The 26,104-nt window shown below is 73.5% G+C and carries 19 protein-coding genes and 2 pseudogenes; 8 read left to right on the top strand and 13 right to left on the bottom strand.

All coding sequences use genetic code 11. The features are described from left to right. Positions 1 to 61: 61 nt before the first annotated feature. Positions 62 to 598, top strand: coding sequence for a hypothetical protein (locus ACGFYV_RS35395; protein WP_393882643.1), 537 nt, complete (start codon positions 62 to 64; stop codon positions 596 to 598). 91 nt (positions 599 to 689) lie between these two features. On the opposite strand, the gene ACGFYV_RS35390 is transcribed toward ACGFYV_RS35395, so the two are convergent. Together ACGFYV_RS35390 and ACGFYV_RS35385 are read right to left on the bottom strand one after the other, a co-directional pair. Further along, a complete protein-coding gene (locus ACGFYV_RS35390; protein WP_393882642.1) occupies positions 690 to 5,834 on the bottom strand; it encodes a DNA repair ATPase in 5,145 nt (1,714 codons plus the stop codon). 439 nt (positions 5,835 to 6,273) lie between these two features. Beyond that, positions 6,274 to 8,352, bottom strand: coding sequence for a flotillin family protein (locus ACGFYV_RS35385; protein ID WP_393882641.1), 2,079 nt, complete (start codon positions 8,350 to 8,352; stop codon positions 6,274 to 6,276). Positions 8,353 to 8,587: 235 nt separating this feature from the next. Here ACGFYV_RS35385 and ACGFYV_RS35380 point away from each other — a divergent pair, with 235 nt between their 5' ends. Next, positions 8,588 to 9,655 carry a PucR family transcriptional regulator gene (locus tag ACGFYV_RS35380; RefSeq protein ID WP_393882640.1) on the top strand — a complete coding sequence of 356 codons (1,068 nt, stop codon included), beginning with the start codon at positions 8,588 to 8,590 and terminating at the stop codon, positions 9,653 to 9,655. A 125-nt stretch (positions 9,656 to 9,780) separates the two neighbouring features. Continuing rightward, positions 9,781 to 10,770 (top strand): NAD-dependent epimerase/dehydratase family protein, encoded by a 990-nt coding sequence (locus ACGFYV_RS35375; RefSeq protein ID WP_393882639.1) that lies wholly within the window; start codon positions 9,781 to 9,783, stop codon positions 10,768 to 10,770. A gap of 161 nt (positions 10,771 to 10,931) precedes the next feature. On the opposite strand, the gene ACGFYV_RS35370 is transcribed toward ACGFYV_RS35375, so the two are convergent. The 4 genes and pseudogenes from ACGFYV_RS35370 to ACGFYV_RS35355 form a co-directional block, all read right to left on the bottom strand. Next, positions 10,932 to 11,189, bottom strand: coding sequence for a DUF6415 family natural product biosynthesis protein (locus ACGFYV_RS35370; protein ID WP_393882658.1), 258 nt, complete (start codon positions 11,187 to 11,189; stop codon positions 10,932 to 10,934). A 238-nt stretch (positions 11,190 to 11,427) separates the two neighbouring features. Beyond that, positions 11,428 to 11,649: pseudogene (locus ACGFYV_RS35365) on the bottom strand (helix-turn-helix transcriptional regulator); the annotation flags it as partial. Between the two features lie 232 nt (positions 11,650 to 11,881). Beyond that, the gene (locus tag ACGFYV_RS35360) at positions 11,882 to 12,994 is read right to left on the bottom strand and encodes a sensor histidine kinase (protein ID WP_393882638.1); all 1,113 of its coding nucleotides are present in this window, start codon (positions 12,992 to 12,994) and stop codon (positions 11,882 to 11,884) included. A 1-nt stretch (position 12,995) separates the two neighbouring features. Further along, entirely contained in the window at positions 12,996 to 14,018 is a 1,023-nt protein-coding gene (locus ACGFYV_RS35355) for a response regulator transcription factor (protein ID WP_393882657.1), read from the bottom strand. A 155-nt stretch (positions 14,019 to 14,173) separates the two neighbouring features. Here ACGFYV_RS35355 and ACGFYV_RS35350 point away from each other — a divergent pair, with 155 nt between their 5' ends. The 3 genes and pseudogenes from ACGFYV_RS35350 to ACGFYV_RS35340 form a co-directional block, all read left to right on the top strand. Then, positions 14,174 to 14,908: a glycosyltransferase family 2 protein gene (locus ACGFYV_RS35350; protein WP_393882656.1), complete on the top strand. Its 735-nt coding sequence runs from the start codon at positions 14,174 to 14,176 to the stop codon at positions 14,906 to 14,908. Between the two features lie 96 nt (positions 14,909 to 15,004). Then, positions 15,005 to 15,622: a DUF2064 domain-containing protein gene (locus ACGFYV_RS35345; protein WP_393882637.1), complete on the top strand. Its 618-nt coding sequence runs from the start codon at positions 15,005 to 15,007 to the stop codon at positions 15,620 to 15,622. Next, positions 15,619 to 16,158 (top strand): annotated as a pseudogene (locus ACGFYV_RS35340) (class I SAM-dependent methyltransferase); the annotation flags it as partial. The gene ACGFYV_RS35345 and the pseudogene ACGFYV_RS35340, both read left to right, overlap by 4 nt. Before the next feature lie 131 nt (positions 16,159 to 16,289). On the opposite strand, the gene ACGFYV_RS35335 reads toward ACGFYV_RS35340, so the two are convergent. Further along, a complete protein-coding gene (locus ACGFYV_RS35335; protein ID WP_393882636.1) occupies positions 16,290 to 16,805 on the bottom strand; it encodes a hypothetical protein in 516 nt (171 codons plus the stop codon). After that, a complete protein-coding gene (locus ACGFYV_RS35330; protein WP_393882635.1) occupies positions 16,805 to 18,070 on the bottom strand; it encodes a molybdopterin-dependent oxidoreductase in 1,266 nt (421 codons plus the stop codon). The genes ACGFYV_RS35335 and ACGFYV_RS35330 overlap by 1 nt, the downstream gene beginning before the upstream one ends. Positions 18,071 to 18,183: 113 nt before the next feature. Between ACGFYV_RS35330 and ACGFYV_RS35325 the strand changes: the two genes are divergently transcribed. After that, positions 18,184 to 19,629 (top strand): hypothetical protein, encoded by a 1,446-nt coding sequence (locus ACGFYV_RS35325; protein ID WP_393882634.1) that lies wholly within the window; start codon positions 18,184 to 18,186, stop codon positions 19,627 to 19,629. A gap of 987 nt (positions 19,630 to 20,616) precedes the next feature. Here the strand turns inward: ACGFYV_RS35325 and ACGFYV_RS35320 are convergent. The 4 genes from ACGFYV_RS35320 to ACGFYV_RS35305 all read right to left on the bottom strand — a co-directional run bounded on the left by ACGFYV_RS35320 (position 20,617) and on the right by ACGFYV_RS35305 (position 23,932). Continuing rightward, a complete protein-coding gene (locus tag ACGFYV_RS35320; protein ID WP_393882633.1) occupies positions 20,617 to 21,666 on the bottom strand; it encodes an MIP/aquaporin family protein in 1,050 nt (349 codons plus the stop codon). A 169-nt stretch (positions 21,667 to 21,835) separates the two neighbouring features. Then, positions 21,836 to 22,501 (bottom strand): SDR family NAD(P)-dependent oxidoreductase, encoded by a 666-nt coding sequence (locus tag ACGFYV_RS35315; protein WP_393882655.1) that lies wholly within the window; start codon positions 22,499 to 22,501, stop codon positions 21,836 to 21,838. A gap of 110 nt (positions 22,502 to 22,611) precedes the next feature. Next, complete coding sequence (locus tag ACGFYV_RS35310) at positions 22,612 to 23,043, bottom strand: hypothetical protein (RefSeq protein WP_393882632.1); 432 nt, start codon at positions 23,041 to 23,043, stop codon at positions 22,612 to 22,614. A 208-nt stretch (positions 23,044 to 23,251) separates the two neighbouring features. Then, a complete protein-coding gene (locus tag ACGFYV_RS35305) occupies positions 23,252 to 23,932 on the bottom strand; it encodes a DUF6445 family protein (RefSeq protein ID WP_393882631.1) in 681 nt (226 codons plus the stop codon). A 255-nt stretch (positions 23,933 to 24,187) separates the two neighbouring features. Between ACGFYV_RS35305 and ACGFYV_RS35300 the strand changes: the two genes are divergently transcribed. Beyond that, complete coding sequence (locus ACGFYV_RS35300) at positions 24,188 to 25,024, top strand: DUF4142 domain-containing protein (protein WP_393882654.1); 837 nt, start codon at positions 24,188 to 24,190, stop codon at positions 25,022 to 25,024. Here the strand turns inward: ACGFYV_RS35300 and ACGFYV_RS35295 are convergent. Beyond that, positions 25,021 to 25,983, bottom strand: a complete 963-nt coding sequence (locus ACGFYV_RS35295) for a nucleoside hydrolase (protein ID WP_393882630.1) — start codon at positions 25,981 to 25,983, stop codon at positions 25,021 to 25,023. The two genes, ACGFYV_RS35300 and ACGFYV_RS35295, sit on opposite strands and share 4 nt — an antisense overlap. Between the last annotated feature and the right edge of the window lie 121 nt (positions 25,984 to 26,104).

Genomic DNA, 26,104 nt, shown 5'->3' with positions numbered 1-26,104 from the left:
CACATTGCTTCTGGGAACATGCGATCCATTAGGCTGCGCCTCCGGTGAGCGGAGGGAAGAGATGTTCAGCAAGCGAGCGATCGTGGCCGCGGTGACGGCGGTACTGATAGCCGGGCTCGGCGCCTGCTCGGGCAGCGGCGGCGGTGACGGCACGGCGCCCGTGGGCAACGGCGGGAAAGCCGCGGGGAGCAGCGCGCACGGCAACTCCTCCTCGAACGCCGTCTTCGGGCTGCGGGACACGGTCCGGCACCTCGTGGCCCGCACCACCAGGGCCACCCGGCCGCACCTGGTCAAGGTGTGCACGACCGAGTCGCACCGGGTCAGGCACACCTCGCGCTCCGGCTCGGGCAAGAAGCGCCGCACCCGTACCTGGTACACCACGGAGCGGGTGCGGTCCTGCCGGAAGGTGCGCAAGGGGACCGAGACGTACACGAGGGTGCTGCGGCGGGAGCGCTGGTGCGTGCGGCTGGACGACGTCGGCGGGCACGCCTCCCGGGACGACGTCTGGTACCAGGTCACCTACCCGGCCTACAACGAGGCCCTGGGCGCCGACGACCACGCCCGCCTGACGTTCACGCCGAAGGCATCCGGCTGCTGACACCCGGGCGACCCCTCCTTCGGCCCTTTGCCCCAAAGGCTTCTTGGCCCCACGGCCCTTCAGCCCCATGGCCCTCTGGCCCCACGGCCCTTCAGCCCCTCGGCTCCTGGTCCGGGGCGGTCGCGCGGGTGATGGCGGACTCGACGGCGGCCACGCGGTCGGCGAGGAGGGTGAGGGCGGCGACGGCGCGGGTCAGGGGGTCGTCGTCGGGGGCGTGGGCGCGCAGGTGGGCGGCCTTCACCTCCGTCCAGCGGGCGGACTCCACGGGCGTGAGGGTGCCGCGCAGTTCGGCGAGTTTCAGCAGGTTGGCCTCGGCGCCGGTGGTGAGGGTCTGGGCCTCGGCCGTGTAGTGGTCGCGGACGACCGCGTCCCGCTCGGCCTCGTTCATGACGGGGCGCAGTCGCTGGGCGATGCGGTTCATGTCGCGGTAGGAGCCCTGGAGCCGGAACGGCGGCTCGGTGCGGGCGTCTTCGGACTGGGCGGCGGAGGCGATGTAGGCCGCGTTGACCGTGAGGATCGTGTCGCGGGCGGCCAGCACATGGCGCAGGAGCGCGAGCAGGCGGTCCAGTTCGGCGGGCGGTACGGCGTGGGCGAGGCGGTCCGCGCGGGCCGTGGGGTCGGCCGCGGCGAGCCTGACCAGAAGCTCCAGGTCGGCGCGGTCCCGGGCGGCCAGCGGGGCGAGCAGCGGGTTGGCGGTGAGCGCGTTCTCGACGAAGCTCAGCGCGAAGGTGTCGTCCTTGCCGGTGAGGACGTCGCCGAGGTTCCACACGTCGGCGCGGTTGGCGAGCATGTCCGGAATCCGGAAGCGGGCGCCGGACTCGGTGTAGGGGTTGCCGGCCATGCAGACGGCGAAGCGCTTGCCGCGCAGGTCGTAGGTGCGCGGCTCGCCGTCCCGCACGCCGTCGACGCGGCGCGTGGTGTCGCACAGCGGGATGAACTTCTGCAGCAGCTCGGGCGAGGTGTGCTGGATGTCGTCCAGGTGGAGCAGGGTGTTGTTGCCGGCCGTGAGCGCGAAGTTGATCTTCTCGATCTCGCGGCGGGCCGTCGCGTTCGGGGCGTCGGCGGGGTCGAGCGAGGTGACGGTGTGGCCGAGCGCGGGGCCGCTGACCTTGACCAGCATCAGGCCGAGGCGGTCGGCGACGTACTCCATCAGCGTCGTCTTGCCGTAGCCGGGCGGGGAGATCAGCAGGAGCAGGCCGCCGGTGTCGGTGCGCCTGCTCTCGCCGGTGGTGCCGAGCTGCCGGGCGAGGCTGTCGCCGATCAGCGGCAGGTACACCTCGTCCACGAGGCGGTTGCGGACGAACGCGGACATCACGCGCGGGCGGTGGTCGTCCAGGTGCAGCCGGTCGCGTTCGGCGGCCACCAACTCCGCACGGCGGCGCTGGTAGGCGCGGAACGCGGGGACCTCGCGGGCCGCGAACTCCCCTGTCCTGGCCGTGAATTCGTCCAGCCGCAGCACCAACCGCCCGCCGCTCACCCGCGGATGCGTGCCGAGCAGCCCCTCTACGGTGACAGTCAGCGGGGCGTCACCGTCGTAGCGCGGCAGACCGGGACACAACTCGGCGGCGACCGCCTCCGCCAGCTCACCGGGCTCCGCGTCGGCGCCACTGGCCTCCGCGTACGCCCCGAGCCAGGCCCGCACCAGCTGCGCCCGCGCGGCCGGCCCTTCGGGTCCCGTCGGCTCCTGCCCGTAGTCCGTACCGGCCACGGCGTGCCGGAACTTCTCCAACAGGGCGCGTGCGGCGCCGCCGAGGACGAAACGACCGGGATCTCCGGTGGTCAGCTCGCCGAAGAGGTACGAGGCGGCGGCACGCGCGAGCGACCCCCCGACCGCTCGCACGCCCCCTCCCCCGGCGGCCCCCACGTCGACTCCCCCGGCCGGCCCCGCATGCGGCTGCCCGGCCGCGCCGGCGAACGGCCCCCCAGCCGCCCGCGCATCGATTCCACCGGCCGCCCGCGCACCGGTTCCCCCGGCGGCCGGCCGCGCACCGCTTCCCCCTGCCGGCCCGGCGAACGGCCCCCCGGCCCCCCGCTCACCGGCTCCCCCGACCGGCGGCTCCGTCCCCGCCGTCGCCGTCGCCCCGAGCGTGCCCGCCCCCTCACCCGCGCTCCACCACTCGATCGCCTCCGCCAGTTCCCCCACCAGTTCGTCGATCACCGTGACCGCGCCGAAGGTGTCGCGGGCGCGGGCCAGGGACCGTGCCCGGTGGGTCCAGGCCGCCCGGTCGGGCTCCGTGGTGCCGTGGGTCCAGAAGAGGTGGGCGGCGGCACGGGCGGCGGGCCGGTGGCGCAGGGTGCCGGCGGCGTCGTACAGGGGGAGCAGGGCGGTGAGGATCGCGGTGGTGTCGTGGTCGTGGACACCGCGCTCGTAGCCCTCGTCGTACGCCGCCTGCGCCGCGTCCCGCACCAGGGCGGGCAGGTCGCCGGCCCCGGCCAGGGCGGCGGGGCCGTGCTCGGCGAGCAGGCGGGCGGCGAGGTGTTCGGCGCGGTAGACCCCGGGCGACTCGGAGGGCAGGTGCCGGTCCCAGTAGGGGCGGGTCGCGGCGAAACCGGGGTCGGTGACCGGGGCGCGGTAGTCGGTGCCGGTGACGGCGTAGGCGAGGCCGTCGCCGTGCGGGACGAGGGTGAGGTCGAGGGGCTGGGTGTTGACGGCGAAGCGGTGGCCGCCGAGGAGCAGGGTGCGGCCGTCGTCGGCGTACAGGTCGGTGCGGTCGCGCAGGGCGCGGGCTGCCTCCTGGCGGGCCGCCTTCAGCCGGCCGTCGAGTTCCTCGGCGCGCACGCTGTCACCGAGGGCGCGCAGCTCGTCGGCGGTCCGGCGGACCTTGGCGACCATCGGGTCGGAGGCGAAGTACGTGGTGACGGCGTCGGTGTCGGCGAGCGTGGCCGCGCGGCGGGCGACGGTCTCCAGCACCCGGCCCGCCGAGGTCGCGAGCTGTTCGGCGCGGCGGGCGCGCGCGTCGGCGAGGGACTGCTTGCGGGCGGCGAACGCCTCGTAGATCTCGGTGCGCCGGGCGGCGAGGTCGTCGAGGAAGTCGTCGAACTCGGCGAACCGCGCGTCCAGGTCCTCCACCCGGCCGAGCAGCGCGGCGAGTTGGTCGTCGCAGGTCTCCGGGCTGTCGGCGGCGGCGAGGGCGGCCGTGACCGCCTGGGCGAGCAGGGCGGTCTCGGCGGCGAACTCGGCGCGGCCCTCGCGGTCGAGGAGGGAGCGGCGGCGGCCGTCGAGGGTGGCGCGGGCGCGGTTGACGCCGCCGAGGACCTCGGCGATCCGCTCCAGGATGGCGGTGCGGACGGTGGCGTCGGCGATGTCGAGTCCGGTGACGACCTCGGTGACCGTGCGCAGCCCGTCGGCGAGGTCGTCCAGGCGGGCGGCCACGGGTGCGGCCTCGGCGACGGTGCCGATCGACTCCGCCCGCGCGACGAGGTCCTCGACCTCGGCGTGCTGCGCGGTGAAGGCGTCCTCGCGGGCCAGGAAGGACACCGCGCGCTTCCCGAAGGACGCGAGGTCGGCCTCCGCGTCGGCGGCCAGCTCGTCCACGCGGGCGGTGTCCGCGTACCGCAGCTCCTTCACGGTCAGCAGGTGGCCGTGGGCGTGCCGGAGTTCGGTCAGTCCGCGCACCCACGCGGCAGCCTCGCGCGGTGCCTCGCCGCGCAGCCGGCGTACGACCGCGGCGATCCGCCCGTCCGCCTCGTCGAGGGCGTCGGCGGCCTGCCGGGTCAGCGCCCGTACCGTCTCGAACTCGGCCAGCACCTGCTGCGCGGTCTCCCGCACCGCCCCCAACGGGCCGAGCAGATCGCCGAGTTCGGGATCGCCCAGCCAGTGGTGGGTGTCGGCCGCGCGCACGCAGGCGACGGCCAGCGCGCGGTAGCCCTCGCCGGTGGTGATCCCGTCGGCGACCAGCCGGGCCACGGACAGGCAGTCGGCGAGGCCGCGTACGAGGTCCGCGTTGCCGACGCGGGCCAGGGCGCCCGTGCCCGTGCGCAGGGCGGCGGCGTGCGTGTCGGAGACGTACGGCGAGGCCCACCACTGGAGCGGGTGCGTGTGCGCGGGTTCGTCGCCGCCCTCGCGCAGCACGGCGAGGGCGCCGTCCGCGAACAGGGCCCAGCCCCGGCAGGGCAGCGGGGTGGCGACCTCCTTGCGCAGGGTGTTGTACGACAGCAGCAGCGCCCGGTCGCCGGTGCGCGAACGGAACGCGTACAGCACGTCCTCGCCGTTCGGCGCGCGCACCTCGCGCTCGAACTCCAGCCCCGTCGCGTCCAGTTCGTACGTCTTGTGCGCGCCGGTCGCCAGGCAGTAGCCGCCCGGGAACACGATGCCCTGGTCCTCGGGCAGCCGGCGGCAGGCCTGCCCGATGCCGTCCAGCCGGACCACCGAGCGGGTCAGGGTGTGGAACACCAGGTACCGGTCGGCGTCCTCCTTGTACGGCCGCACCCGCAGCAGGACCAGCGGGCCCACGCGCGCGTGCGCGACCGCCGCGTCGGCGAGGGACTGCAGCGGGTCCTCGACCGGCTCGGAGTACAGCTCCTCGCCCTCCGGGCCGCGCACGGCGAGCCGGCCGCCGACCGTCGCCACGCCCGCGCCGCCGGGTACGGCCACGTAGGGGTCCCGGCCGAGGACGTGGTCCTCGCGGCTCGTGCCGGTCCAGGTGAAGTCGTGGGCCGGCGGGAAGGTGTCGTCGCGGTCGCCGCGGGCGTCCAGGAACGCGGCGTGGCCGTCCCGGGTGTCGGCGGTGATGTTCCAGCGCAGGGCGCGGATGTCGTCGGCCTTGTCGCCGGTGCGGAACACCGCCAGCAGCCGGCCGTCCACGCGGCGCAGCCGCAGCAGGCGGGCCTGGCGGTAGTAGCGGTGCAGCGCGGTGAACTCCCGTACCGGCGCGGGGTCGTCGAGGAGGCCCGGTACGGCGTCCTCGGGCAGGCGGTTCAGGTCGCGGTCGTACAGGGCAAGGACGTCGGCGACCGTGGCGTCCGTTCCGTCGGCGGTCCGTCCCGTGCTGCCGAACAGCAGCGTGTCCCCGACGGCGGCGAGGTCGCAAGGGAGGCACGGGTGCGGGGTGCGCAGGCGCGCGGTGGACTGGAGGGTCAGTCCGGTGGAGCCGAACTCTTTCGCGCGGCGGGTGTTGAGGTGTTCGGCGCGGGTTGCCAGGTCGGTGGCGTGGGCTTCCAGCCGGGTGCGGAGTACTCCGTAGGTGCCGGCGTCGGTGGTGTCGTGGGGGCCCGTCGTCTCCGGGGTGGTGGCCATGGGGAGGATTCCTTTTTGGACGAGGCGTTGGAGAAACGGGGGGTGGGGGCGGGTTGTTGCCGGGTGCGGGTTCGTCGTGGCCGGTCGCGCAGTTCCCCGCGCCCCTTAGGGAGATGCAGTGCCGTCGGTCGTTGGGCGGTCGGAGTCTTCCGGGGGTGCGGGGAGTGGTCGAGTGCGGGTTCGTCGTGGCCGGTCGCGCAGTTCCCCGCGCCCCTTAGGGAGATGCGGTCCCGTCAGTCGTAGGGGCGCCGCAGCCGTCTGGGAAACCGGGGGCCGTCGCGCAGTTCCCCGCGCCCCTGTGAACTCCACCTAGCTGCGGGCAGTCGTGCCGCTGGGGCGATGGGGGTCCCCCCGCTAGCGAAGCCGAGAGTGGGGGAGGGTGGGCGCAGCGGCACCCCGTAAGCGCGGGTAAGCGCACCCACCCCGCCCCGCCCCCGCCTCAGTTCCGCGACCCGTTCCCGTTCCCGGTTCCGTTGCCGGTTCCGTTCAGGGCTGTCAGGGAGGTCAACGGCGTGTCCGCGAGGCCCAGTTCGCCGGCGTGGTCGAGGAGTTTGCGGAATTGGGAGGCGTCGGGGCCGTTGGAGTTCATCAGTTTCATCAGGAGTGCGGAGACGGTCAGGTTCTGGACGTCGGAGGTGCCCAGGGAGCCCAGGATCCGGGTGAGGTCGTCGGTGAAGGTTCCGGAGCCGTCGAGCCAGGGCTTGGCGAGGGCCTGGGCCGTGCGGGAGTGGTCGACGAAGCCGTCCACGCCCTTGCCGAGCGAGACCGCGGAGACCAGCCGGTCGAAGAAGACGGAGTCCCCGCCGACGATGTCGATGTCGGCGTTCTCCAGACCGGTCGCGAGGACCGTGGCCTGCGCCTCGGCGACCTGCCGCTGGGTCTCCAGGCCGGCCAGCCGGATCTCCTTCTCCGCCTGCAGCCGCAGCCGGTACTCCTCGTGCCCCCGGGACGCCTCGTCCAGCGCGGCCATCGCGGCGGCCTTCTCGGTGAGCCCCGCCGCCTCGGCCTTCAGCTTCTCCCCGATGCCGGTCGCCTCGGCGAGCGCCTTGGCCTGGGCGCCCTCCGCCTCCGCCCGCATCCGTGCCTCGGTGGCCTGCGCCTCGGCCCGGCCGGACTTCTCGACGACCTCGGCCTCCTTGTCGCGGACCTGCACCGCGGCCAGACCTTCCGCCGCGGACTCGGCCTGGATGGCCTCCGCGAGCCGCAGCTTGGCCCGCGCGTCGAGGTCGGCGGTCTTCAACCGGGCCTCGGCCAGCGTCAGTTCCTCCGCCGCCCGGTGCGTCGCCGCCTGCTCGGCGGCCTCGGCGGCCTTGATGTCCTTGACCAGCTTCTCCTGCGCCTGCGCCTCCGCGGCGATGATGACGGCCTGCCGGTCGCGCTCGGCCTCCTCGACCGCGCGCAGCTTCTTGATGGACTCCTCCTGCTCGGCGACCGTACGGTCCACCGCGACCCGTTCCCGGATGACCTCGGCGATCTCCCGCTTCTCCGCCTCGACCTCCTTCTCGGCGGAGATCTTCGTCAGCTGGGTCTCCCGTTCCCGGGCGATGACCTCCAGCATCCGGTCCTTCTCGATGCGCTCGTTCTCGACGGCGATGACCCGCTCGCGGTTCTTCGCGGCGACCGCGACCTCGCGGGCCTGGTTCTCGCGCTGCACGCCGAGCTGTTCCTCGGTGCGCAGGAACGCGCTCTGGGCGCGCAGCCGTTCCTCCTCGACCACCCGGGCGGTCTCGGCCTCCTCGCGGGCGCGGGAGGTCTCGATCTCCCGCTTCTGCTTGATCTCGGCGTCCGCCTGCCGGCGCTCCAGCTCCAGGATGGCCTCGCGCGCGTCGACGTTCTGCCGGGTGATCTCCTTCTGCTCGGTGCGCTGCGCCTCGTTGGTGCGCACGTGCTCGACCGCCGTCAGCTCGGTGATCTTGCGGATGCCCTGCGCGTCGAGGACGTTGGCCGGGTCGAGCTGGGCGAGCGGGGTCTGCTCCAGGTAGTCGATCGCGGCGTCCTCAAGGTGGTAGCCGTTGAGGTCGACACCGATCAACTCGATGATGTGGAAGCGCAGTTCCTCACGCTTGGTGTACAGGTCGGTGAAGTCCATCTGCTTGCCGACGGTCTTCAGCGCCTCGGAGAACTTCGCGTGGAACAGCTCCTGCAGCGTGTCCTGGTGGCTGGCGCGCTCGGTGCCGACGTTCTGGGCGACCTTGATGACGTCCGCCTCGGTCTTGTTGACCTTGACGAAGAAGGCGACGCGGATGTCGGCGCGGATGTTGTCCCGGCAGATCAGGCCGTCGCGTCCGGAGCGGCTGATCTCGATGGTCTTCACCGAGATGTCCATGACCTCGGCCTTGTGCAGCACCGGCAGCACGACCTGCCCGGTGAAGGTCACGTCGACCCTGCGCGTCTTCGACACGATCAGCGCCCGGCCCTGGTCCACCTTGCGGTACAACCGCGAGAAGAAGAACAGCGCGAGCAGTACGAGCAGTACGGCGACGAGACAGACGGCGACGAGCACGCCGAGGGCTTCCATGGCACACGTCCTTGAGTGTCAGACGATGAAGTGGCAAGAGCCCCGGTTCCGGTGCCGGACACCTGCCGGTGCCCGGCACCGGAATCCCCCGTAGTGCTCCCCCGACGTGATGGTGCCCGAGCGGCGCCCACCTGCGCATTGCCGGTTTCCGGCAACGTTCACTAGGGTCTCGGTGCCGGACGGCCGCCAAGAAACCGTCAACGGCGCGTAAGGAACACGGGGGAACGGGGACGGCGTGAGCGAACAGGCGATACCGGCGATACCGGCGCACTATCTGGACGACTACGCCCGCACCCTCGCCGAGGTCGCCGCCACCGGCCGCCGGCTGACCCGCGAGGAACTGGCCGCCCGCCGGACGCTGGGCGAGCAGGCCGCCGACGCCGGGCACGGGCTGCGCGCCCTGGTCGTCGCCCATCTCGCCGCCGCCCGCGCCGCCTGGCCGGCCGCGCCCGGGTCCGCCGACAGCACCCTGGCCGCCGTGGAACAGGCCGTCGACGCGCTGGCCGAGGGCTACGAGCGCGCCCAGCGGCTCGCCGTGCGCAGGGAGGAGGCCGCGCGCCGCGAGTTCATCGAGGACCTCCTCTACGGCCGCAGCGACGTGGGCCGGCTCGTCGAGCGCGCCGAGCGCTTCGGGCTGCGCCTGTCGCGGGAGCACGCGGTGGCCGTCGCCGAGGGGCCGGCCGCCTACGTGGAGGACGACCCGGTGTCCCGGCGGGTGGAACGGGCGGTCCTGGCCCGGTTCGACGCCCGCAGCATCCTGCTGACCACGAAGAACGGCAGGCTGGTGTGCGTCGCGCCCGGCGACGAGGACGACGTCCTCGCCCACTTCGCCCGGCAGACGCACGCGGCCACCGGGGGCGGCCGGGTCGCCGTCGGCCGCCCGCAGCCCGGCCCCGGCGGCGTCGTGCAGTCGTACGAAGAGGCCCTCGCGACACTGGAGATGGCCGAGCGGCTCGACCTGGAGGGGCCGCTGCTGCACGCCGCCGACCTGCTCGTCTACCCGGTGCTGGCCCGGGACCGGCAGGCGCTGGCCGACCTGGTCTCGCACACGCTCGGCCCGCTCGCCGCGGCCCGCGGCGGCGCCGGCCCGCTGCTGGAGACACTCACCGAGTACTTCGACGCGGGCTGCGTGTCCGCCGAGGCGGCCCGCCGGCTCTCCCTCAGCGTGCGGGCCCTCACCTACCGCCTGGAACGCATCCACGGACTGACCGGCGCCGACCCCGCCGACCCGGCCCACCGCTACAAGCTCCAGACGGCCGTCATCGGCGCCCGCCTCCTGGACTGGCCCGCCAAGCCCCTCTGACCCACTCCTTCTCGCTCCTTCTCGCTCCTTCTCACTCCTCCTCACTCCTCCTCACTCCTTACGGAGCGATGACGCGGCGCCTGTCGTACCCGCCGAGGGCGGGCCCCCGCCCCTAGCGTGACCGTATGCGCGTACTGGTCACCGGCGGTGCCGGCTTCATCGGGTCCCATGTCGTCGACGCCCTGCGGGCACGCGGCCACGAACCGGTCGTGTACGACGTCCGGGACGACCCCCGCCACGACGTCCGCGACCCGGGGACCGTCGCCCGCGCGCTGACCGGCGTGGACGCCGTCTGCCACCAGGCGGCCCAGGTGGGCCTGGGCAACGGGGTCGCGGACGCGGCCGAGTACGTCTCCCGCAACGACCTCGGCACCGCCGTCCTGCTCTCCGCGATGGCCGGGGCGGGCGTGGACCGGCTCGTGCTGGCCGGCTCGATGGTGGTCTACGGCGAGGGCCGCTACACCTGCCCGGTGCACGACGTCGTACGCCCCGGACCGCGCGCCGGGCACGACCTCGCCGCGGGCCGCTTCGACCCCCTCTGCCCGCTGTGCGGCCGGGAGTTGACCCCGGGCCTGGTCGCCGAGGACGCCCCGGCCGACCCGCGCAACGTGTACGCCGCCACCAAGCTCGCCCAGGAACACTTGGCCGCCGCCTGGGCCCGTTCGACCGACGGCACGGCGATCTCCCTGCGCTACCACAACGTCTACGGCCCCCGGATGCCCCGCGACACCCCCTACGCGGGCGTCGCCTCCTTCTTCCGCTCGGCCCTCGAACGCGGCGAGCCCCCACGCGTCTTCGAGGACGGCCGCCAGCGCCGCGACTTCGTCCACGTCCGCGACGTGGCCACCGCCAACGTCACCGCCCTGGAGGCCGAGGCCCGCCCCGGCACCCTCACCCCCTACAACACCGCCAGCGGCACCCCGCACACCATCGCCGACCTGGCCCACGCCCTGTCCACCGCCTACGACGGCCCGGCCCCCCTCATCACCGGCGAATACCGCCTGGGCGACGTCCGCCACATCACCGCCGACTCCTCCCGGCTACGAGCGGAACTGGGCTGGAAACCGGAGGTGTCCTTCCTGGAGGGAACGCACGAGTTCGCACGGAGGCGGTGAACTGTCCGAAAGGACCGGCGTGGCCCCGTCTCGCCGCGACCGCGTGGTGGCAGTCATGGACGCGCAGGCGGATGGCGATCGTGCGGGAACCGAAGCGGCCGGCACCGAGCACCTCCGCTCGGTGGCCTTCATCGGATCCGCCGTCGGGGGACGGCTTGCCTTCACGGCTTGTCGTCCGCGCTCTCGTAGTGGTCGCACAGCGCGCGCAGCACGCGGGCCAGGCGGCGGGCGTGGCCGATGTCCCCGCCGTACCTGGGGCTGGGGCCGGCCGAGAGCTTCCGCCGGGCCTCGCCGATGCAGGCGGACGCGCAGGAAGGAATCCGGCTGGTAGGCGAGGAAGAACTGGGACAGCGAGTAGGACTCGGCGAGCAGCGCCTGAGCCTGTCGGCGCTCGGCGGCGCTCTCGGCGTGGCGCACAAGGCGCTGGGCGTCCCGGATCAGATCGGGCAGCAACGCGCCGATCGCTTCCCGGTGGTTCTTCGAGGCGTGGCGTGCCTTCCACGCCGCATGGAGCCGGGCCTCCACGTGCGCGGAGGGCGGCGGCTCGACACTGTGTGTCAGGGCAAAACTGTCAATGGCAGCCTTCACGGCGGCAAGGCGCGGATGCCCTGGACCGACGAAAAGGTCGACTTGGGCCTCTGGGTGTCCCGTGAGGTCGGCCAGGTTTCGCACACGCAGGATCTCGGCCAGCCGCAGGACGGTTTCGAGACCGGGTGCCTTCTGCTGCCCATTCTCGATCTTGCGGTACGTGTGCGGCGAGATGCCCAGCAGATCGGCGACCTGAGTCTGCGTCATCCCGCGGCGCTCGCGATGGATCTGTACCCGCTGGCCGAACCTGAGCGGGTCGGCGTAGGGATCCGGAGTAGCGTCTTCAGACATCACAGTCCTGCCCCTCCTCGCAGCTTCGTCACTGGCAAGGGGATGGGGCGAGGCCGTTCCTTCGTGAGTGATCCGTCTACGCCCCCTCGGACGGAACCAAGCCCTCACCGAGGCCTGCCGGGTGCTCACACCGGGAAGAAGGCCTTCACATCGACTTACGCAGGGCGCCCCTCGTCGTCACGGCCGGTGGGCGGTCGGGCGGTTCGGTGGGGTTACGCGCTCGCCGGTGGGGTCAGGCGCTCGCCGGGGGCAGGGTCACCTCGAAGCGGCAGCCGCCGGGGATGTTGCGGACGGTCGTGCGGCCCTGGTGGGCCTCCACGATGCCGCGGACGATCGCCAGGCCGAGGCCCGCGCCGGCCGGTGGGGTGCGGGCGTCCGTGCCGCGCCAGCCGGTGTCGAAGACGCGGGGCAGGTCCTCGTCGGGGATGCCGCCGCAGCCGTCGGTGACGGAGAGGACCACGCCGTCGGGGGCGCGCTCGGCGGCGATGGCGACCGTGCCGTCGGCGGGGGTCCGGCGGATGGCGTTGACCAGCAGGTTGGCCAGGACCCGGCTCATCTCCTTGCCGTCCACCTCGACCGGCAGCGGCTGCACCCCGTCGCCGACCAGCCGTACGCCGTGCTCGCGGGCGAGCGGGCCGACCCCCGCGAGGGCGTCGCCCACCAGGTCGTACAGCGAGATCCGGGCGGGGCTCAGCGGCAGTGTCCCGGCGTGGATGCGGGAGAGTTCGAAGAGGTCGCCGACCATGTCGTTGAGGCGTTCCACCTCGGTGCGGATCTGCCTGAGGTAGCGCTCGGGGTCGGCGGCCACCCCGTCCTCCAGCGCCTCCGACATGGCGCGCAGCCCCGCGAGCGGCGTGCGCAGGTCGTGCGAGATCCAGGCGACGAGTTCACGCCGGGAGGTCTCCAGCGCGCGCTCACGTTCCCGGGAAGCGGCCAGCTTGGCGCTGGTGGCGGCCAACTCGCGGCTGAGGGCGTCCAGTTCGGCGGTGGCCGGGACGGCGGGCGCGGCGAAGGCACCGCCGTCGCCGAAGTGCCGGGCGGCGTCCGTGAGTTCACGGCTGCGGGCGACGACCCAGCGGCCCAGGAGCAGCGCGGTGAGCAGCGAGACGACGGCCGCCATGGCGACGACGGTCGTGACGACCCGCAGGTCGTGCGACGACAGGAACATCGCCTGGGCCACCGCCATCGTCCCGGCCAGCATGGCGACCACCCCGACGGCGGCCACCACGGCGAGCGAGGCGGTGAGCGAGCGGCGGCGGATCACGCGCAGCACGGCCGCTCCGACGAGGCCGGTGGCGGCGGCGCCGAGGAAGGCGTAGAGGGCGATGAGGAGGGTGTCGCGCATGTCAGTCGCCGTCCGTTCCGGTCAGGGGCCGAGGTCCCGTTGCGGTGCCTGTTCCGGGGCCCGATTCCGTTCCCGTTCCGGGTCCCGTTCCCGTTCCGGGGCCCGATTCCGTTCCCGTTCCGGGGCCCGTTCCCGTTCCGGGGCCCGATTCCGTTCCCGTTCCGGGGCCCGTTCCCGTTCCGGGGCCCGATTCCGTTTCCGTTTCGGTGGGTTCGAATCGGTAGCCCACGCCCCATACCGTCTGGATGAGGGCGGGGCGGGCCGGGTCGTCCTCGACCTTGCCGCGCAGGCGGCGGACGTGGACGGTGACGGTGGACAGGTCACCGAAGTCCCAGCCCCACACCTCCCGCATCAGCTCCTCCCGGCCGAAGGCGCGGCCGGGGTGGCGCAGGAAGAAGGCGAGCAGGTCGAACTCGCGGAGCGTGAGCGCGAGTTCGGTGCCGTTCTTGGTGGCCCGGCGGGCGTCCGGATCGACGGTGAGGCCGGCCGCGCCGAGGGGGCCGGGGGCAGGACGGGCGTCTCCGGGGACGGTCGCGGGCCGGGTGCGGCGCAGCACCGACTCCACGCGCAGGACGAGTTCGCGCGGGCTGAAGGGCTTGGTGACGTAGTCGTCGGCACCTATCTCCAGGCCGAGGATGCGGTCGTCCTCGTCGCCGCGCGCGGTGAGCATGACGACCGGCACCGGGCCCCGCTCGCGCAGCCGCCGGCACACCTCCAGGCCGTCCATGCCCGGCAGCATCAGGTCCAGCACCACCAGGTCGGGCCGCCGCGCGGCGGCGCGAGCGAGGGCGCCCGGACCGTCGGCGGCGCGGTCCACGGCGTAACCGGCACGGTCGAGGTAGCCCGCGACGACCTCGGCGACGGTCGGGTCGTCGTCCACGACGAGGATCCGGCCGCGGTGAGCCGGCCGCTGCTGCTCCTGGTCAGCGGCGGGGCGGGAGCCAGGGCCGGGGGCGGGTCCGGGGCCGGGGGCGGGTCCGGGGCCGGGGGGTGGGGCTGGGTGCGGCTGCTGCATGCTTTCCAGCCTGTCACCGTGGGGCGGAGCGGGGGCGGAGCACGGACGGCTGTGGTGTCGACGTCCGCGTTTCGTAAGGAGCGGATGCCCCCTTTGTCACGGTTCGGGTTCGTAGGGTGAGCCTCGTGACCACCTCATCTCTTCCGCCCGACGGGGATCCCGGCGTGGATCTCCACAGGGGCCCCGGCGTCGACGTCGTGCTGCCGTGTCTCGACGAGGCCGAGGCGTTGCCCTGGGTGCTCGCTCGGATCCCGCCCGGCTGGCGCGCGATCGTCGTGGACAACGGCTCGACGGACGGTTCCGCCGATGTCGCCCGCGCGCTCGGGGCGTACGTCGTCCACGAGGAGCGGCGCGGGTTCGGTGCCGCCTGCCATGCAGGGCTGCTCGCGGCCACCGCCGAGGTGGTCTGCTTCTGCGACTGCGACGCCACCCTCGATCCCGGGCGGCTGGTGCCCTTCGTCGAGGAGGTCCGCGCCGGCGGGGCCGACCTGGTCCTGGGCCGGCGCCGGCCCCTGAGCCGGGGCGCCTGGCCCGTGCACGCCCGCGCGGGCAACCTCGCGCTCTCCCTGCTGCTGCGCCGGCGCACCGGGCTGCGCCTGCACGATCTCGGTCCCCTGCGTGCGGCGCGGCGCGAGCCGTTGCTCGCGCTCGGGCTCACGGACCGGCGCAGTGGATATCCCCTGCAGATGGTGGTCCGCGCGGCGGACGCGGGGTGGCGTATCACCGAGCGTGACGTCCCGTACCTGGCGCGTACGGGGGCGTCCAAGGTCACGGGTACGTGGCGGGGGACGTGGCAGGCGGTGCGGGACATGAGCGGGGTTCTTCGCGAAGGGGCGTCCGTGCGGGCCGGTGGGGGCTTGTCGCGCCCACGCGGCGAAGCCGCCCATCGATATCGATAGGGCCCCGCGCCCCGGTCCCCGCCACCCGACCCCCGTCACCCCGGCCCCCGTCACCCCGGCCCCCGTCACCCCGGTCCCCGTCCAGAAAGGCCCCCCGTGACCACCCTCCTCGTCATCGCCAAGGAACCCCTCCCCGGTCGGGTGAAGACGCGGCTCAGCCCGCCGTTCACTCCGGAGGAGGCCGCGGGGCTCGCGGAGGCGGCGCTCGTGGACACGTTGCGGGCGGTGGGTGAGGCGCGGGCGGTGCGGCGGGTGCTCGTGCTGGACGGGCGGGCCGGGCCGTGGTTGCCGCCCGGGTTCGAGGTCGTACCCCAGTGCGGGGGCGGGCTGGACGCGCGGCTCGCGGACGCGTTCGCCCGCTGCGACGGACCGGCGTTACTGATCGGCATGGACACCCCGCAGGTCACCCCGGCCCTGCTGACCGTGGACTTCGCGGACTGCGACGCGCACTTCGGGCCGGCCGAGGACGGCGGTTTCTGGGCGCTGGGCCTGGCCCGCCCGGAACCGGCGCTGCTGCGGGGCGTGCCCATGTCCTCGCCGGTGACCGGTGCCGTCCAGCGCGAGCGGCTGGTCGCCGCCGGGCTGCGGGTGCGGGACCTGCCCCGGCTGCGGGACGTCGACACCGCCGAAGACGCGCACGCCGTCGCCGCCCTCGCCCCGCACGGCGCCTTCGCCGCCCGGCTGGCGGACTGTACGACGGACGGTCACCGATGAGCGCCACGACCACCCCGCCCACGCCACCAGCCCCGGTGGCACCACTCGCCCCACCCACCCCGCCGGCCCCACCCGCCTGGGCCGCCTCCGACCCGTACGCCACCGCCCTGCGCACCGGTCGCGGCCCCCTGTATCTGCGCCGCGCCGACGGCTGGCTGCTGCCGCTGGAGGTGGAGCGGTGGTGCGCCGGGGCGGACGACGTGGACCGGGCGGTCCTCGACCGGTGCGAGGGGGCCGTGCTGGACGTCGGCTGCGGGCCCGGCCGGCTGGTCGCGGAGCTGGCCGCCCGGGGTCGTACCGTCCTCGGTGTCGACGTGAGCGAGGCGGCCGTCACCCGTACCAACACGCTCGGCGGGCAGGCCCTGCGCCGCTCGGTCTTCGATCCGCTGCCCGGCGAGGGCCGCTGGGACACCGTCCTGCTGATGGACGGGAACGTCGGGATCGGCGGCGATCCGGGCGCCCTGCTGCGCAGGATGGGGCAACTCCTCGCCCCGGACGGCCTGTTGATCGCCGAGACCGCCGCCCCGGACATCGACGAGCGGGCCCAGGTACAGGTGGTCGACGTCGCCCTCGGGCCCGCCGCCGTGGGCGAGCCCTTTCCCTGGGCGCGGATCGGTACGCCCGCCCTGCTCCGGCTCGCCGGGCGGGCCGGGTGGCGGACGGTCGCTCAGTGGGCGGCCGGCGAACGGCGTTTCGCCGCCCTGCGCAGCCGCGTCCGCAGCCGTAGCCGCAGCACCAGCACCACCGCCGAGCCGCCGAAGAGCAGGGCGGTGATCAGCAGCCAGCGGCCGAGGTAGACGTCCGAGGACTGGCCCGTGGCCATGCGGTAGCGCTCGGCCACGCGGTCGGAGATCAGCGGGAACCACACGAGCAGCAGCAGCCCGGACAGCGCCGCCGGCACCCGTACGTACGACACCCACGCCCGGCCCCCGGCCGTGTCCAGGCCGCCCACCAGCACCCGGTCCAGTACGGAGTACAACGGCACCAGCACCAGGTCGTGCAGCAGGGCCGCGCCCACGATCCACAGCGCCACCCCGAACCAGTCACCGGACAGCAACCGCACCCCGGCGTACACGGCGAGCGCGAACGAGGCGGCGAGCAGCAGCAGTTGGAACGGGCTGCCGAGGGGGAGACGGGGGACGCGGGGAAGGCGGGCGGCTCGGGGAAGGCGGGGCAGGCGCATCACAGGGCTCCGAAGGTCAGCCGGGCCACCCACTTGGTGTTGAGCACACCGGGTGCGGCGGGCACGATGACGCGGGCCGGGTGGCCGTGGTCGGGGGACAGGGCCTCGCCGTTGACGTACAGGGCGAGCAGGGAGCGCGGGTCGGCCACCTGGTTGGCGCGCAGGGCGGCGCGGCGGAAGGCGCCGTGGCGTTGCAGGGACTCCACGAACAGGTCCGGCGGGTCACCGTCGTACCCGACCAGGGCGGCGAGGTCGCGCAGCCGTACCCCGCGCCACCACTGGTCGGCCGTGGACCAGCCCTCGACGCAGGCGATGGGCAGCGACGAGCTGTGCTGGGGCATGAGCAGGAGTTGCGCGCGGCTGAGGCGGACGGTTCCGGTGCGGCCGGTGACGACGAGCCGCCAGGCCTCCTCCCCCGTCTCCGCCGCGTCGATCCCGGCGTAGGCGGCCGTCTTGTTGATCTGGAAGCCGTTCGGGCCGCCGCCCGGGTCGGTCCCGCCGTGCGGCGCGAGCAGTGCGGTACGGCGGAAGGGCCCGCCAAGGCTCTGCCCCACCGTGGTCACGAACAGCAGCAGCGAGCCGCCGCCGACCATCCACAGCGCACCGCGCCGGGAGACGGTGGGTGGGGCGGGCTCCGGCGCGACGAGGTCGTCGTCCCGGTCCGGGCGCACGGCCGAGCCGCCGTCCTGCTCGCGCATCCGCTGCCGTACCGCCCGCACCGCCTTCGGGGTCTTCAGCACGGCATGGGCGAGGAACGCGGCGAAGAACACCCAGGCGCCGTAGAAGTGCAGCGGGTAGAAGGAGCCGGGGAAGATGTAGTCCAGCTGGACGTTGAGCACGCCGGTCGTGAACTCGAACAGGCCGCCGCCGACCAGCAGCAGCAACGAGACCCGCTCCAGCGCGTGTGCGAGCGAGCGGGCCGGGGGCAGTGTGAACAGTTTCGGCACCACCGACCACAGCTTGGCCAGCAGCACCGGGATCAGGGTGATGCCCAGGGTGACGTGCAGGCCCTGGGTGAACCGGTACAGCCACACGGGGCCGGTCGGCCAGGCGAAGAGGTAGAGGCCGAGGATCCCCTTGTCGGGGGTCGTGTCGTTGACCGGGGACAGGCCCGGGTTGTAGGCGGCGTACGACACCAGGCCGGTCACGAACAGCACGGTGACGCCGACGAGCAGCACGAGCCCGAGCACGGAGGTGAACCACGTGCCACGCAGGGGGCTGCGCCAGAAACCGGGGGAGGTGGGAAGCCGGGGATGGTCGCGCATGTCCCGACCGTAGGCCCGCGGACTGCGGGAATCGGGGGCACGACCCATGACGAAACGCTGACGTCCGGCCCGTACGGCGGCTCGCGCGCGGCCATGCGGCCTAACGTGCCGGTGTGATCCGCCTCCCCCGCTCCGGCCCCCGCCCTCACCGTGACCCCCGCCCTCGCCCCGCAGCCGCCGGCGCTTCCTCCACCACGGACAGCGCCGGCGCCTCCCCGCCCCCCGAGCCCCGCTCCGGCACCCGCCGCGACCTCTGCGCCGCCGGTGCCGCCGTCCTCCTCGTGACGGTCGCCGTGCTCGTCGGCCGGCACATCCAGGACACCCGGCACACCCTGTTCGTGCACTGGCCGCCGGTGTTCGCCGAGTGGGAGCCGCATGTGGGACCGGGCACGCCGGCCGCCGTGGTCCTCGCGGTGGCCGGGGTGGCGTACGGGCCGTCGCTGGCCGCCCGGCTGCCGTGGCGGGCCCTGCTCGCGGCGGCGTGGGCGGCGTCCCTGGCCTGGATCGTCTCCCTCGCGCTGGTCGACGGCTGGCAGCGGGGCATCGCGGGCCGGCTGACCGCCAAGGAGGAGTACCTGCGGGTCATCGGCCGCTTCCACGACATCCCGGCGACCCTGCGCGACTTCACCCACCACATCGTCAGCGGTACTCCGCACCCCTGGCCGGCGCACGTCGCCGGGCATCCGCCGGGGGCCACGCTCACGTTCGTGCTCCTGGACCGGATCGGGCTGCACGGCGGCGGCTGGGCCGGGACGTGGTGCATCGTGCTGGGTTCCTCCGCCTGTGTGGCCGTGCTGATCGCGCTGCGCGCGCTGACGGACGAGTCCCTGGCCCGCCGCGCGGCACCCTTCCTGGTCCTGCCCCCGGCGGCCGTCTGGCTGGGCACCTCCGCCGACGGCTTCTACGCGGCCGTCGCCGCCTGGGCCCTCGCCCTGCTCGCACTGGCCCTGACCCGGCGCTCACCGGCCGGGGCCTGGCCCTGGGCCGCCGCCTCCGGCCTGCTCTTCGGCCTGACCTGCTACCTGTCGTACGGGCTCACGCTCTTCGCCGTGATCGGCGCGGCCGTCCTGCTGCTGGGGCGCGGGGGCCTGCGTCCCGTGCTCGTCGCGGCGTTCGTCGCCGGACTGGCCGTCGTACCGGTGGCGTTCACGCTGGCCGGCTTCAACTGGTGGACGGCGTACCACCTGTTGGTGACCCGCTACTACCAGGGCATCGGCGGCACCCGCCCCTACGGCTACTGGGTCTGGGCCAACCTGGCCTGCACGGCCCTGATCACCGGTCCGGCCACGGCGGCGGGCCTGCGCCGCACCGGCACCGGTCTCGCCCACCGCACCGACCCGGCCCGTACCCGGCTGGCGTTCCTCGTGGCCGCCGCCCTGCTGGCCCTCCTCCTCGCCGACCTGTCGGGCCTGAGCAAGGCGGAGACCGAGCGGATCTGGCTGCCGTTCGCGATGTGGCTGCTGCCCGCGTGCGCCTTCCTGCCCCGCCCACGCGCCTGGCTGGCCGCCCAGACGATCCTCGCCCTGCTCCTCAACCACCTGCTGCTCACGGGCTGGTGAACTCCCGCTCCGCGGCGTGGACGCCCCGCCATGCACCGGGCTCGCCGCCCGAACAGCCCTCACCCTGGCTGCTGTTCACCGGCTGGTGAACCCCCACTCCGCGGCGCGGACACCCCGCCACGCACCGGGCTCGCCGCGCGGATGGGGTGGCCGTGCCAAGCGCTCCCCGCTGGAAGCGCTCCGCTGGGAAGCCTGTGCGTCATCTGCGGGTCCGTCCTGGCTGGTCGCGCAGATCCCCGCGGGCCGTCCGTGGCTGGTCGCGCAGTTCCCCGCGGCCCTTCCGGGGCGCGGTCGCGCACGGACCTTCGCCGATCCCGCTCGGACGCTCCGCCCTCTCCTCCCCACTACCCGACCAGCGCCCCGTCGCCCCGTCACCACCCCCCGACCGGGGCCCCGTCAGGCCATCCCCACCACCACCTGACCGCTGGCTCATCAGCCCATCCCCGCCGCCCGGCCGCTGCCCCGTCAGCGCCTCGGCGACCCGGGCCGCGAGGGTTGCGGCGGCTGTCGGCGTGCCGCCGGGGCAGCGCACGTGGATCACCCGTCCCCACGGACCGCCGGGCCCCGGAACGGCCACCGAGGCGGCCAGTACGCTCTTGCCGACGCCCGCGGCCCCGGTCACGGTCACCAGCCGTCCCCGGGCCAGCCCCTCCCGCAGTGCCGCCGTCTCCACTTCACGGCCGACCAGACCGCCCGTCCCCCGACGCCCTGCCGCGGACGCCCCCTCGCCGCTTGCCCACACTGTTCCCAGCACTCCATACCTTGCGCGGTGCGATGTCCGGCGACGGCCCGCCGAACGAAATCGTTTCTGCAACCGCCACCACGGCAACTCCAACGCCCGCCCGCAACCACGGGTGGCGCACCCGCGCCCGCTGTCACACGCCGTAACGAACGCCCGAACGTCTGTCGCCGCGTTCCCTCGCATGCAGGGCACCATGTCCCCCGAACGGCGGCGGGGCCCGTCCCCCTCGTAGCGTGGCGGCGACGCTAGTACTCCTCGTCCTTGTCGCCCCCCGGACCACCGCTCGAACCGCCGCCGGAGTCCCCACCCGAACCAGAGCCGGAACCGCCCCCCGAGCCGTCGATCTCGTTCTCGCCGACCGTCTTCACCAGCCGTGCCCCCTGGCCCGCCTCGGGCAGTTCGCCCACCTTGGCGCGGGCGTACAGGACGTCGCCGATGAACATGTCGTAGAGCAGGATGCCGATCACTCCGCCGATCAGCGGCCCGACGATCGGAATCCACCAGTAGTCGCTGTACGAGCCCGCCACCGAGCCCGGGAACGCCAGGCTCTGCCAGCCCGCGACCCACGTGAACAGGCGCGGCCCGAAGTCGCGGGCGGGGTTGATGGCGTAGCCCGCGTTGGCGCCGTAGGACATGCCGATCGCGGCGACCGCGAAACCGACCATCAGCGGGCCGAGGTTGGCCTTCACGGCTTGGTTCCGCAGGTCGATGATGGCGACGACGAACATGACCAGGAAGGCCGTGCCGACGATCTGGTCGATCAGCGGGCCCCAGTTGCCGCCGTGGAAGTAGGCGGCGGGGAAGGTGGCGAAGATGGAGAACGTGGCGTTCGTACGCCCGTTCACCTTGGGCCCCTTCACCGTGGAGTCGTAGGCGCCGATCGCGTCGTGATAGACGAGATAGACCAGCGCCGCCCCGGCGAACGCGCCGACGACCTGCGAGAACCAGAACGGTACGACCTTCTTCCAGGGGAACCCGCGGCGCACGGCCATGGCCAGCGTGACGGCGGGGTTCAGGTGGGCGCCGCTGACACCGCCGGCCACGTAGATGCCGAAGACGACGGCGAAGGCCCAGCCCCACGTGATCAGAAGCCAGTCACCGGCCGCGAGGAAGATCGTCGTGGTCGTGGCGGCACGGCCGGAGCCGGGCAGCGCGGCCACCGCCATCGCGACGACTCCGCAGCCGAAGGCGATGAGGACGAAGGTCCCGAGGAACTCCGCCAGACACTCACCCGCCAGGCCTGCCCGGTTTCTGAAGCGGGACGGCTTGAGAATCGGGGGGATTTCCAAAGCCATTGAGGCCCCCTTGACGAGAGCAATACGGCCAACATCACCCATATTGGCCCACAAAGGGGCTTCGTGCAGGGCGGCACTGACGGCGCTGATGGCCCTGATGGCGCCGGTGGCACCGGCAGCCCTGGCACCCCTGGCGGCGCTGGCGGCACTGACGGCAGCCAGCGGCGGGTCACGCGTCCAAGTCGTCGGCGTAGTGCCGGAAACCGTGCCGCTCACGGTGCACGCGCCACAGCGTCTCCGCGAGCACGCCCGGATCCTTGCGCACATGGCCCGCGGTGATGGCCCCCGGGATCACCAGTTGCGCGACGTGGATCCCCTCGCGGGCCAGCCGGTCGTGCAGCAGATGCCCGTACGCGCTCTCCGCCGCGAAGGCGATCGAGGTCCCGGCCCGCTCGGGATGCGGTACGGCGGCGCTCCCGCCGTTGACCAGGAGGATGGTGCCGCGCCCCAGCAGGCGCATCCCGGGCAGCACCTGCTGCACCGCGGCGACCGGCCCGTACACCGAGAACTCGATCGGCCCGAGCAGATCCCGGTACCCGGTCTCCAGCACGGGCCGCATGAAGTCCCGGTGCGGGACCGGGCTGTACTGGAGCACCTCGACGGGGCCGAGCGTCTCGCCGGCGGCGCGCAGGGCGGCGACCAGCTCGTCGGGTCTGCGCACGTCCGCGGGGAAGCCGTGCGCGGCGACCCCCTCGGCGGCGAGTTCCTCCACAAGCAGGTCAAGTCGGTTGCGGTCGCGCGCGACGAGCGCGACGGCGAACCCCTCGCGCCCGAACCGGCGCGCCACGGCGGCTCCCAGACCCGGGCCGGCGCCGACGACGGCCATGGTGCTCATGGCGGTGCTCATGGCGGTACTCATGGCGGTACTCATGGCGGCAATCCTTACCGCACCCGGCCGCCGGCGAACCCCCGCGCGCGGCGGCCGGATCCGGGGCGTGCGTGCGCTCAGGGGGTGCTGCTGCGGGCCGGCCGGTAGGTGGCCAGGGACCAGATCACGAAGAAGCTGAGGCCGATCATGATCAGGGACCAGAACGGGGCGTACGGCAGGAACAGGAACTGGGCGATCAGGCTCAGCGAGGCCAGCACGATGCCGACCGCCCGCGCCCATTCGGCGCCCTTGAGGATGCCCGCACCGGTGATCGCGGCGATCACGCCGAGCACGATGAGGATCCAGCCCCAGCCGGTGAGGTTGATCTTGTACGAGTACGTGTCGATCCGGGCGTACACGTCGTCGGAGGCGATCGCGGAGATGCCCTGGAGTATGGCGAGGATGCCGTTCACCAGCATCAGCACGCCCGCGAAGACGGTGCCTCCCTCGGCCAGGGCGCCGTGCGGCGCGGGAGCCGGGGCCGGAGCCGGTGGGGTGTGCTGCGTCATGGCCGTACCTCCGCCGTCGTCCCCGAGCCGGTGGTACGTACGAGGATCCGACGAGCGGCCGCCGGCGACCACGGAGGCTACTCCGAACGGGTGAACAGTTGCCGCTCGACAAAGGCCTCGCGCCACCCCGGAGCGGAGACCGCACGCCCCCGGGCGAAAACCTCACGCCACCCCGGAGCGAAGACCTCGCGCCCCCGGAGCGAAGACCTCACGCCATCCAGAAGAAGACCGCCGTCATCCGCTTCTCCTCCAGCGTCCGGCCGGTGTAGGCGGTCGCGCTGTGCACGAGGTTGGCGTTGTAGAGAAGAAGGCGGTTGTACTTGTGGGGGACCTGGACGTCCTCCTCGAAGGCGTCCGGGGCGACGAAGCGGGTGCCGAGGGCCTCGACGAGGTTGTTGTGCGGGGCCTGGACGACGTTGCCGCCGAGCCGGCCGCCGGGCAGGGACTGGCGGAAGAAGCTCGTGCCGCAGCCCTTGGGCACACGCGGGTTGAGGTACAGGACGGCCGCGTACCGGCACAGTGCGCGCGAGTCGGTGTGCGGGCGCGGCTCGCTCTCGCCCTCGCCGACCACCTGCACGCAGTTGTGGTTGAGGGTGCCGCCGCCGGGCGCCCGCTGCACCCACAGTTCCCCGGCCCCGGTCGACTTCTTCACCAGCCGCTCGACACAGGCGAGTTCGTCCGGCTCCAGGCCGGGCATGGCACGCAGTCCGGGCCAGGTCTCCGAGGTGTACGGATAGCCCTCGACCCAGTCGTCCTTGGCCAGACACCGTTCCCGTACGGCGTCGACGTCGGGCAGGACGTCGTCCAGCACCCAGTAGTCGCGGCCCTTGGTCGGCTTGCGGTAGGGCAGGACGGGCAGCGCGGCGGGCATTCTGGGCTGTGGGGGCATGCGGCGAATCTAGGCTCGCGTTTCCCCTGCCTTCTCCCGCCGAGCGGTCAACCTTTCGCCAACAGGAGCCCTGTCTTTGCCAATAGAGGCCCATGTTCGTCAACTCGGCCCCAACGAAGGGGAATCTTTACCCGGCCGCGCCGATACGAACGGCCCCCTCATCCGTACTGCTGTGCGTCACGACCGCCCGCGGGCGGAGTCCCCCAGGCAGGAGGCACGGTGCGGTTTTCGCGGAACGCGACGGGAACGCTCTTCGTGGGCGGCGCGATGGCCCTGACCCTCGCGGCACTCGTCTACCCCGGCATGCTGGGCCTGAGCACCGTCTCCAGCTCACAGACACGCGTCATCGCCGACACCCAGTGGGGCCCGCTCACCGAGGCGGACCGGGACTTCGTGGTGAAGGTGCGGGCGGCCGGCCTGTGGGAGTACCCCGTCGGCCAGATCGGACTGCGCAAGGGCACCACCAAGGGGGTCCGGACGGCCAGTCAGCACCTGGTCGACGGGCACTCCGCGCTCGACGCCACCTGCCGCAAGATCGCGCCGATGCTCGGCATCACCCTGCCCGACCTGCCGAGCCCCCAGCAGCAGGGCTTCGTCAACACCCTGCAGTCGGACACCGGCGGGAAGTTCGACTCCGACTTCGCCAACATCCTGCGGATGACGCACGGTTCGATCTTCAACACGGTGGCGAAGATCCGTTCCACGACCGAGAACTCACTGGTGCGGGCACTGGCCGACCAGGCCAACGACACCGTGCTCGACCACATCACGGTCATGGAGAAGACCGGCCTGGTCGACTTCGACCAGACCCTCTTCCAGCAGACCACCCCGCCGAAACTCCCCTCCTCCGACCTGACCCCGCCGCCCCCGTCCCCCGGCCAGCCGCAGGTGGTCCTCACCCCGCCGCCGAACGCCACGTCCACACCGGTGGACATCGACGGGCTGGCGGGCGCGGCGGGAGGGAACGGCGGCGGGAACACGGGGGCCGGCGGGGCCACGGGAGCCGACGGGAACACGGGGGCCGGCGGGAACACGGGGGCCGGCCCGAACCCGACGACCGGTCAGACCCCCGCCCGGTCGCCGACTAGCTAGGGCACGACCGTCTCCAGGTACAACTTCACGTACCGCTCCACGTCCACGTCCAACGCCACGTCCACCAGGGTCCGGGCGCGCTCGCCGTGGTGGATCTCGGACTCGCCGTGGCGCGGCCTGCGGTCGACGATCGTCTGGCCGCGGCTCGGACCGGGACCGAGGGAGACCTCGACGGGGAGCAGCCGCGTGGTGATGCCTCCCGGGTCGGCGACCGCGCACACGGCGCCCGCGTCGCCCAGGCCGCCGGCCGGGTCGTCACCGTCGGGGTCGGGCGCGGCCGGCCGGTGGGCCAGCAGTTCCCCGGCGAGCCGGGCACCGGGCTCCTTGCTCCCGCGCAGCCGCCGTACCTGCGGGCCCGGTACGACGACCCGGGTGAACACGTCGAGCCCGTACATGGTGATCGGCACCCCGGCGGTGAGCAGGATCGCCGCCGCCTCGGGGTCGTGCCACACGTTGAACTCGGCGACCGGCGTGGCGTTCCCGGCCCCGGCGGCGCCGCCCATGAACACGATCCGCTCGATGTTCCGGGTCACTTCGGGGTGGGTGCGCAGGAGCAGCGCGATGTTGGTGAGCGGGGCGGTCGGGATCAGGGTGACCGGGCGTTCGGAGGCCAGGATCTCCCGGCGCAGGAGGGTCACGGCGTCCACGGCGGCGCGACCGCGACCGGGCGCGGGAAGGCCCAGGTCACCCATGCCGTCCTTGCCGTGCACGTGCCGTGCGGAGCGGGCCGGCTCGATCAGCGGGCGCTCGGCGCCCCGCGCCACCGGTACGTCGTGGGCGCCGGCCTGCTCCAGCACGGTCAGGGTGTTGCGCACCACGCCGTCGACGTCGGTGTTCCCGGCCACGCAGGTCACGGCCCGCAGGTCAAGGCCGGGGTGCCGTACGGCGAACAGGAGGGCCAGGGCGTCGTCGACGCCGGTGTCACAGTCGATGATCACGGGAATGGGCTGACCGGTCACAGCGGTCTCCTTCCGTCCTCCCCGACCCTAGACGAGTCATTCCGAATGCTGACGGTGCGTCTGGGAACGAAGGCAGGGCGTCCAAGATCGATCTGTGACGAATGACCTGGACGCCCTGCTG

It is taken from the genome of Streptomyces sp. NPDC048297, assembly GCF_043201585.1.
GTDB lineage: Bacteria > Actinomycetota > Actinomycetes > Streptomycetales > Streptomycetaceae > Streptomyces.
The sequence above is the reverse complement of the archived record's forward strand: the minus strand, read 5'-3'. Positions and strand labels throughout refer to the sequence as shown.

Excerpts from the sequence above, each read along its gene's own strand:
- ACGFYV_RS35395 (WP_393882643.1), top strand. The coding sequence starts at position 62 with ATGTTCAGCAAGCGAGCGATCGTGGCCGCGGTGACGGCGGTACTGATA.
- ACGFYV_RS35390 (WP_393882642.1), bottom strand. The coding sequence starts at position 5,834 with ATGGCCACCACCCCGGAGACGACGGGCCCCCACGACACCACCGACGCC.
- ACGFYV_RS35385 (WP_393882641.1), bottom strand. The coding sequence starts at position 8,352 with ATGGAAGCCCTCGGCGTGCTCGTCGCCGTCTGTCTCGTCGCCGTACTG.
- ACGFYV_RS35375 (WP_393882639.1), top strand. The coding sequence starts at position 9,781 with ATGCGCGTACTGGTCACCGGCGGTGCCGGCTTCATCGGGTCCCATGTC.
- ACGFYV_RS35360 (WP_393882638.1), bottom strand. The coding sequence starts at position 12,994 with ATGCGCGACACCCTCCTCATCGCCCTCTACGCCTTCCTCGGCGCCGCC.
- ACGFYV_RS35335 (WP_393882636.1), bottom strand. The coding sequence starts at position 16,805 with ATGCGCCTGCCCCGCCTTCCCCGAGCCGCCCGCCTTCCCCGCGTCCCC.
- ACGFYV_RS35330 (WP_393882635.1), bottom strand. The coding sequence starts at position 18,070 with ATGCGCGACCATCCCCGGCTTCCCACCTCCCCCGGTTTCTGGCGCAGC.
- ACGFYV_RS35320 (WP_393882633.1), bottom strand. The coding sequence starts at position 21,666 with ATGGCTTTGGAAATCCCCCCGATTCTCAAGCCGTCCCGCTTCAGAAAC.
- ACGFYV_RS35315 (WP_393882655.1), bottom strand. The coding sequence starts at position 22,501 with ATGAGCACCATGGCCGTCGTCGGCGCCGGCCCGGGTCTGGGAGCCGCC.
- ACGFYV_RS35310 (WP_393882632.1), bottom strand. The coding sequence starts at position 23,043 with ATGACGCAGCACACCCCACCGGCTCCGGCCCCGGCTCCCGCGCCGCAC.
- ACGFYV_RS35305 (WP_393882631.1), bottom strand. The coding sequence starts at position 23,932 with ATGCCCCCACAGCCCAGAATGCCCGCCGCGCTGCCCGTCCTGCCCTAC.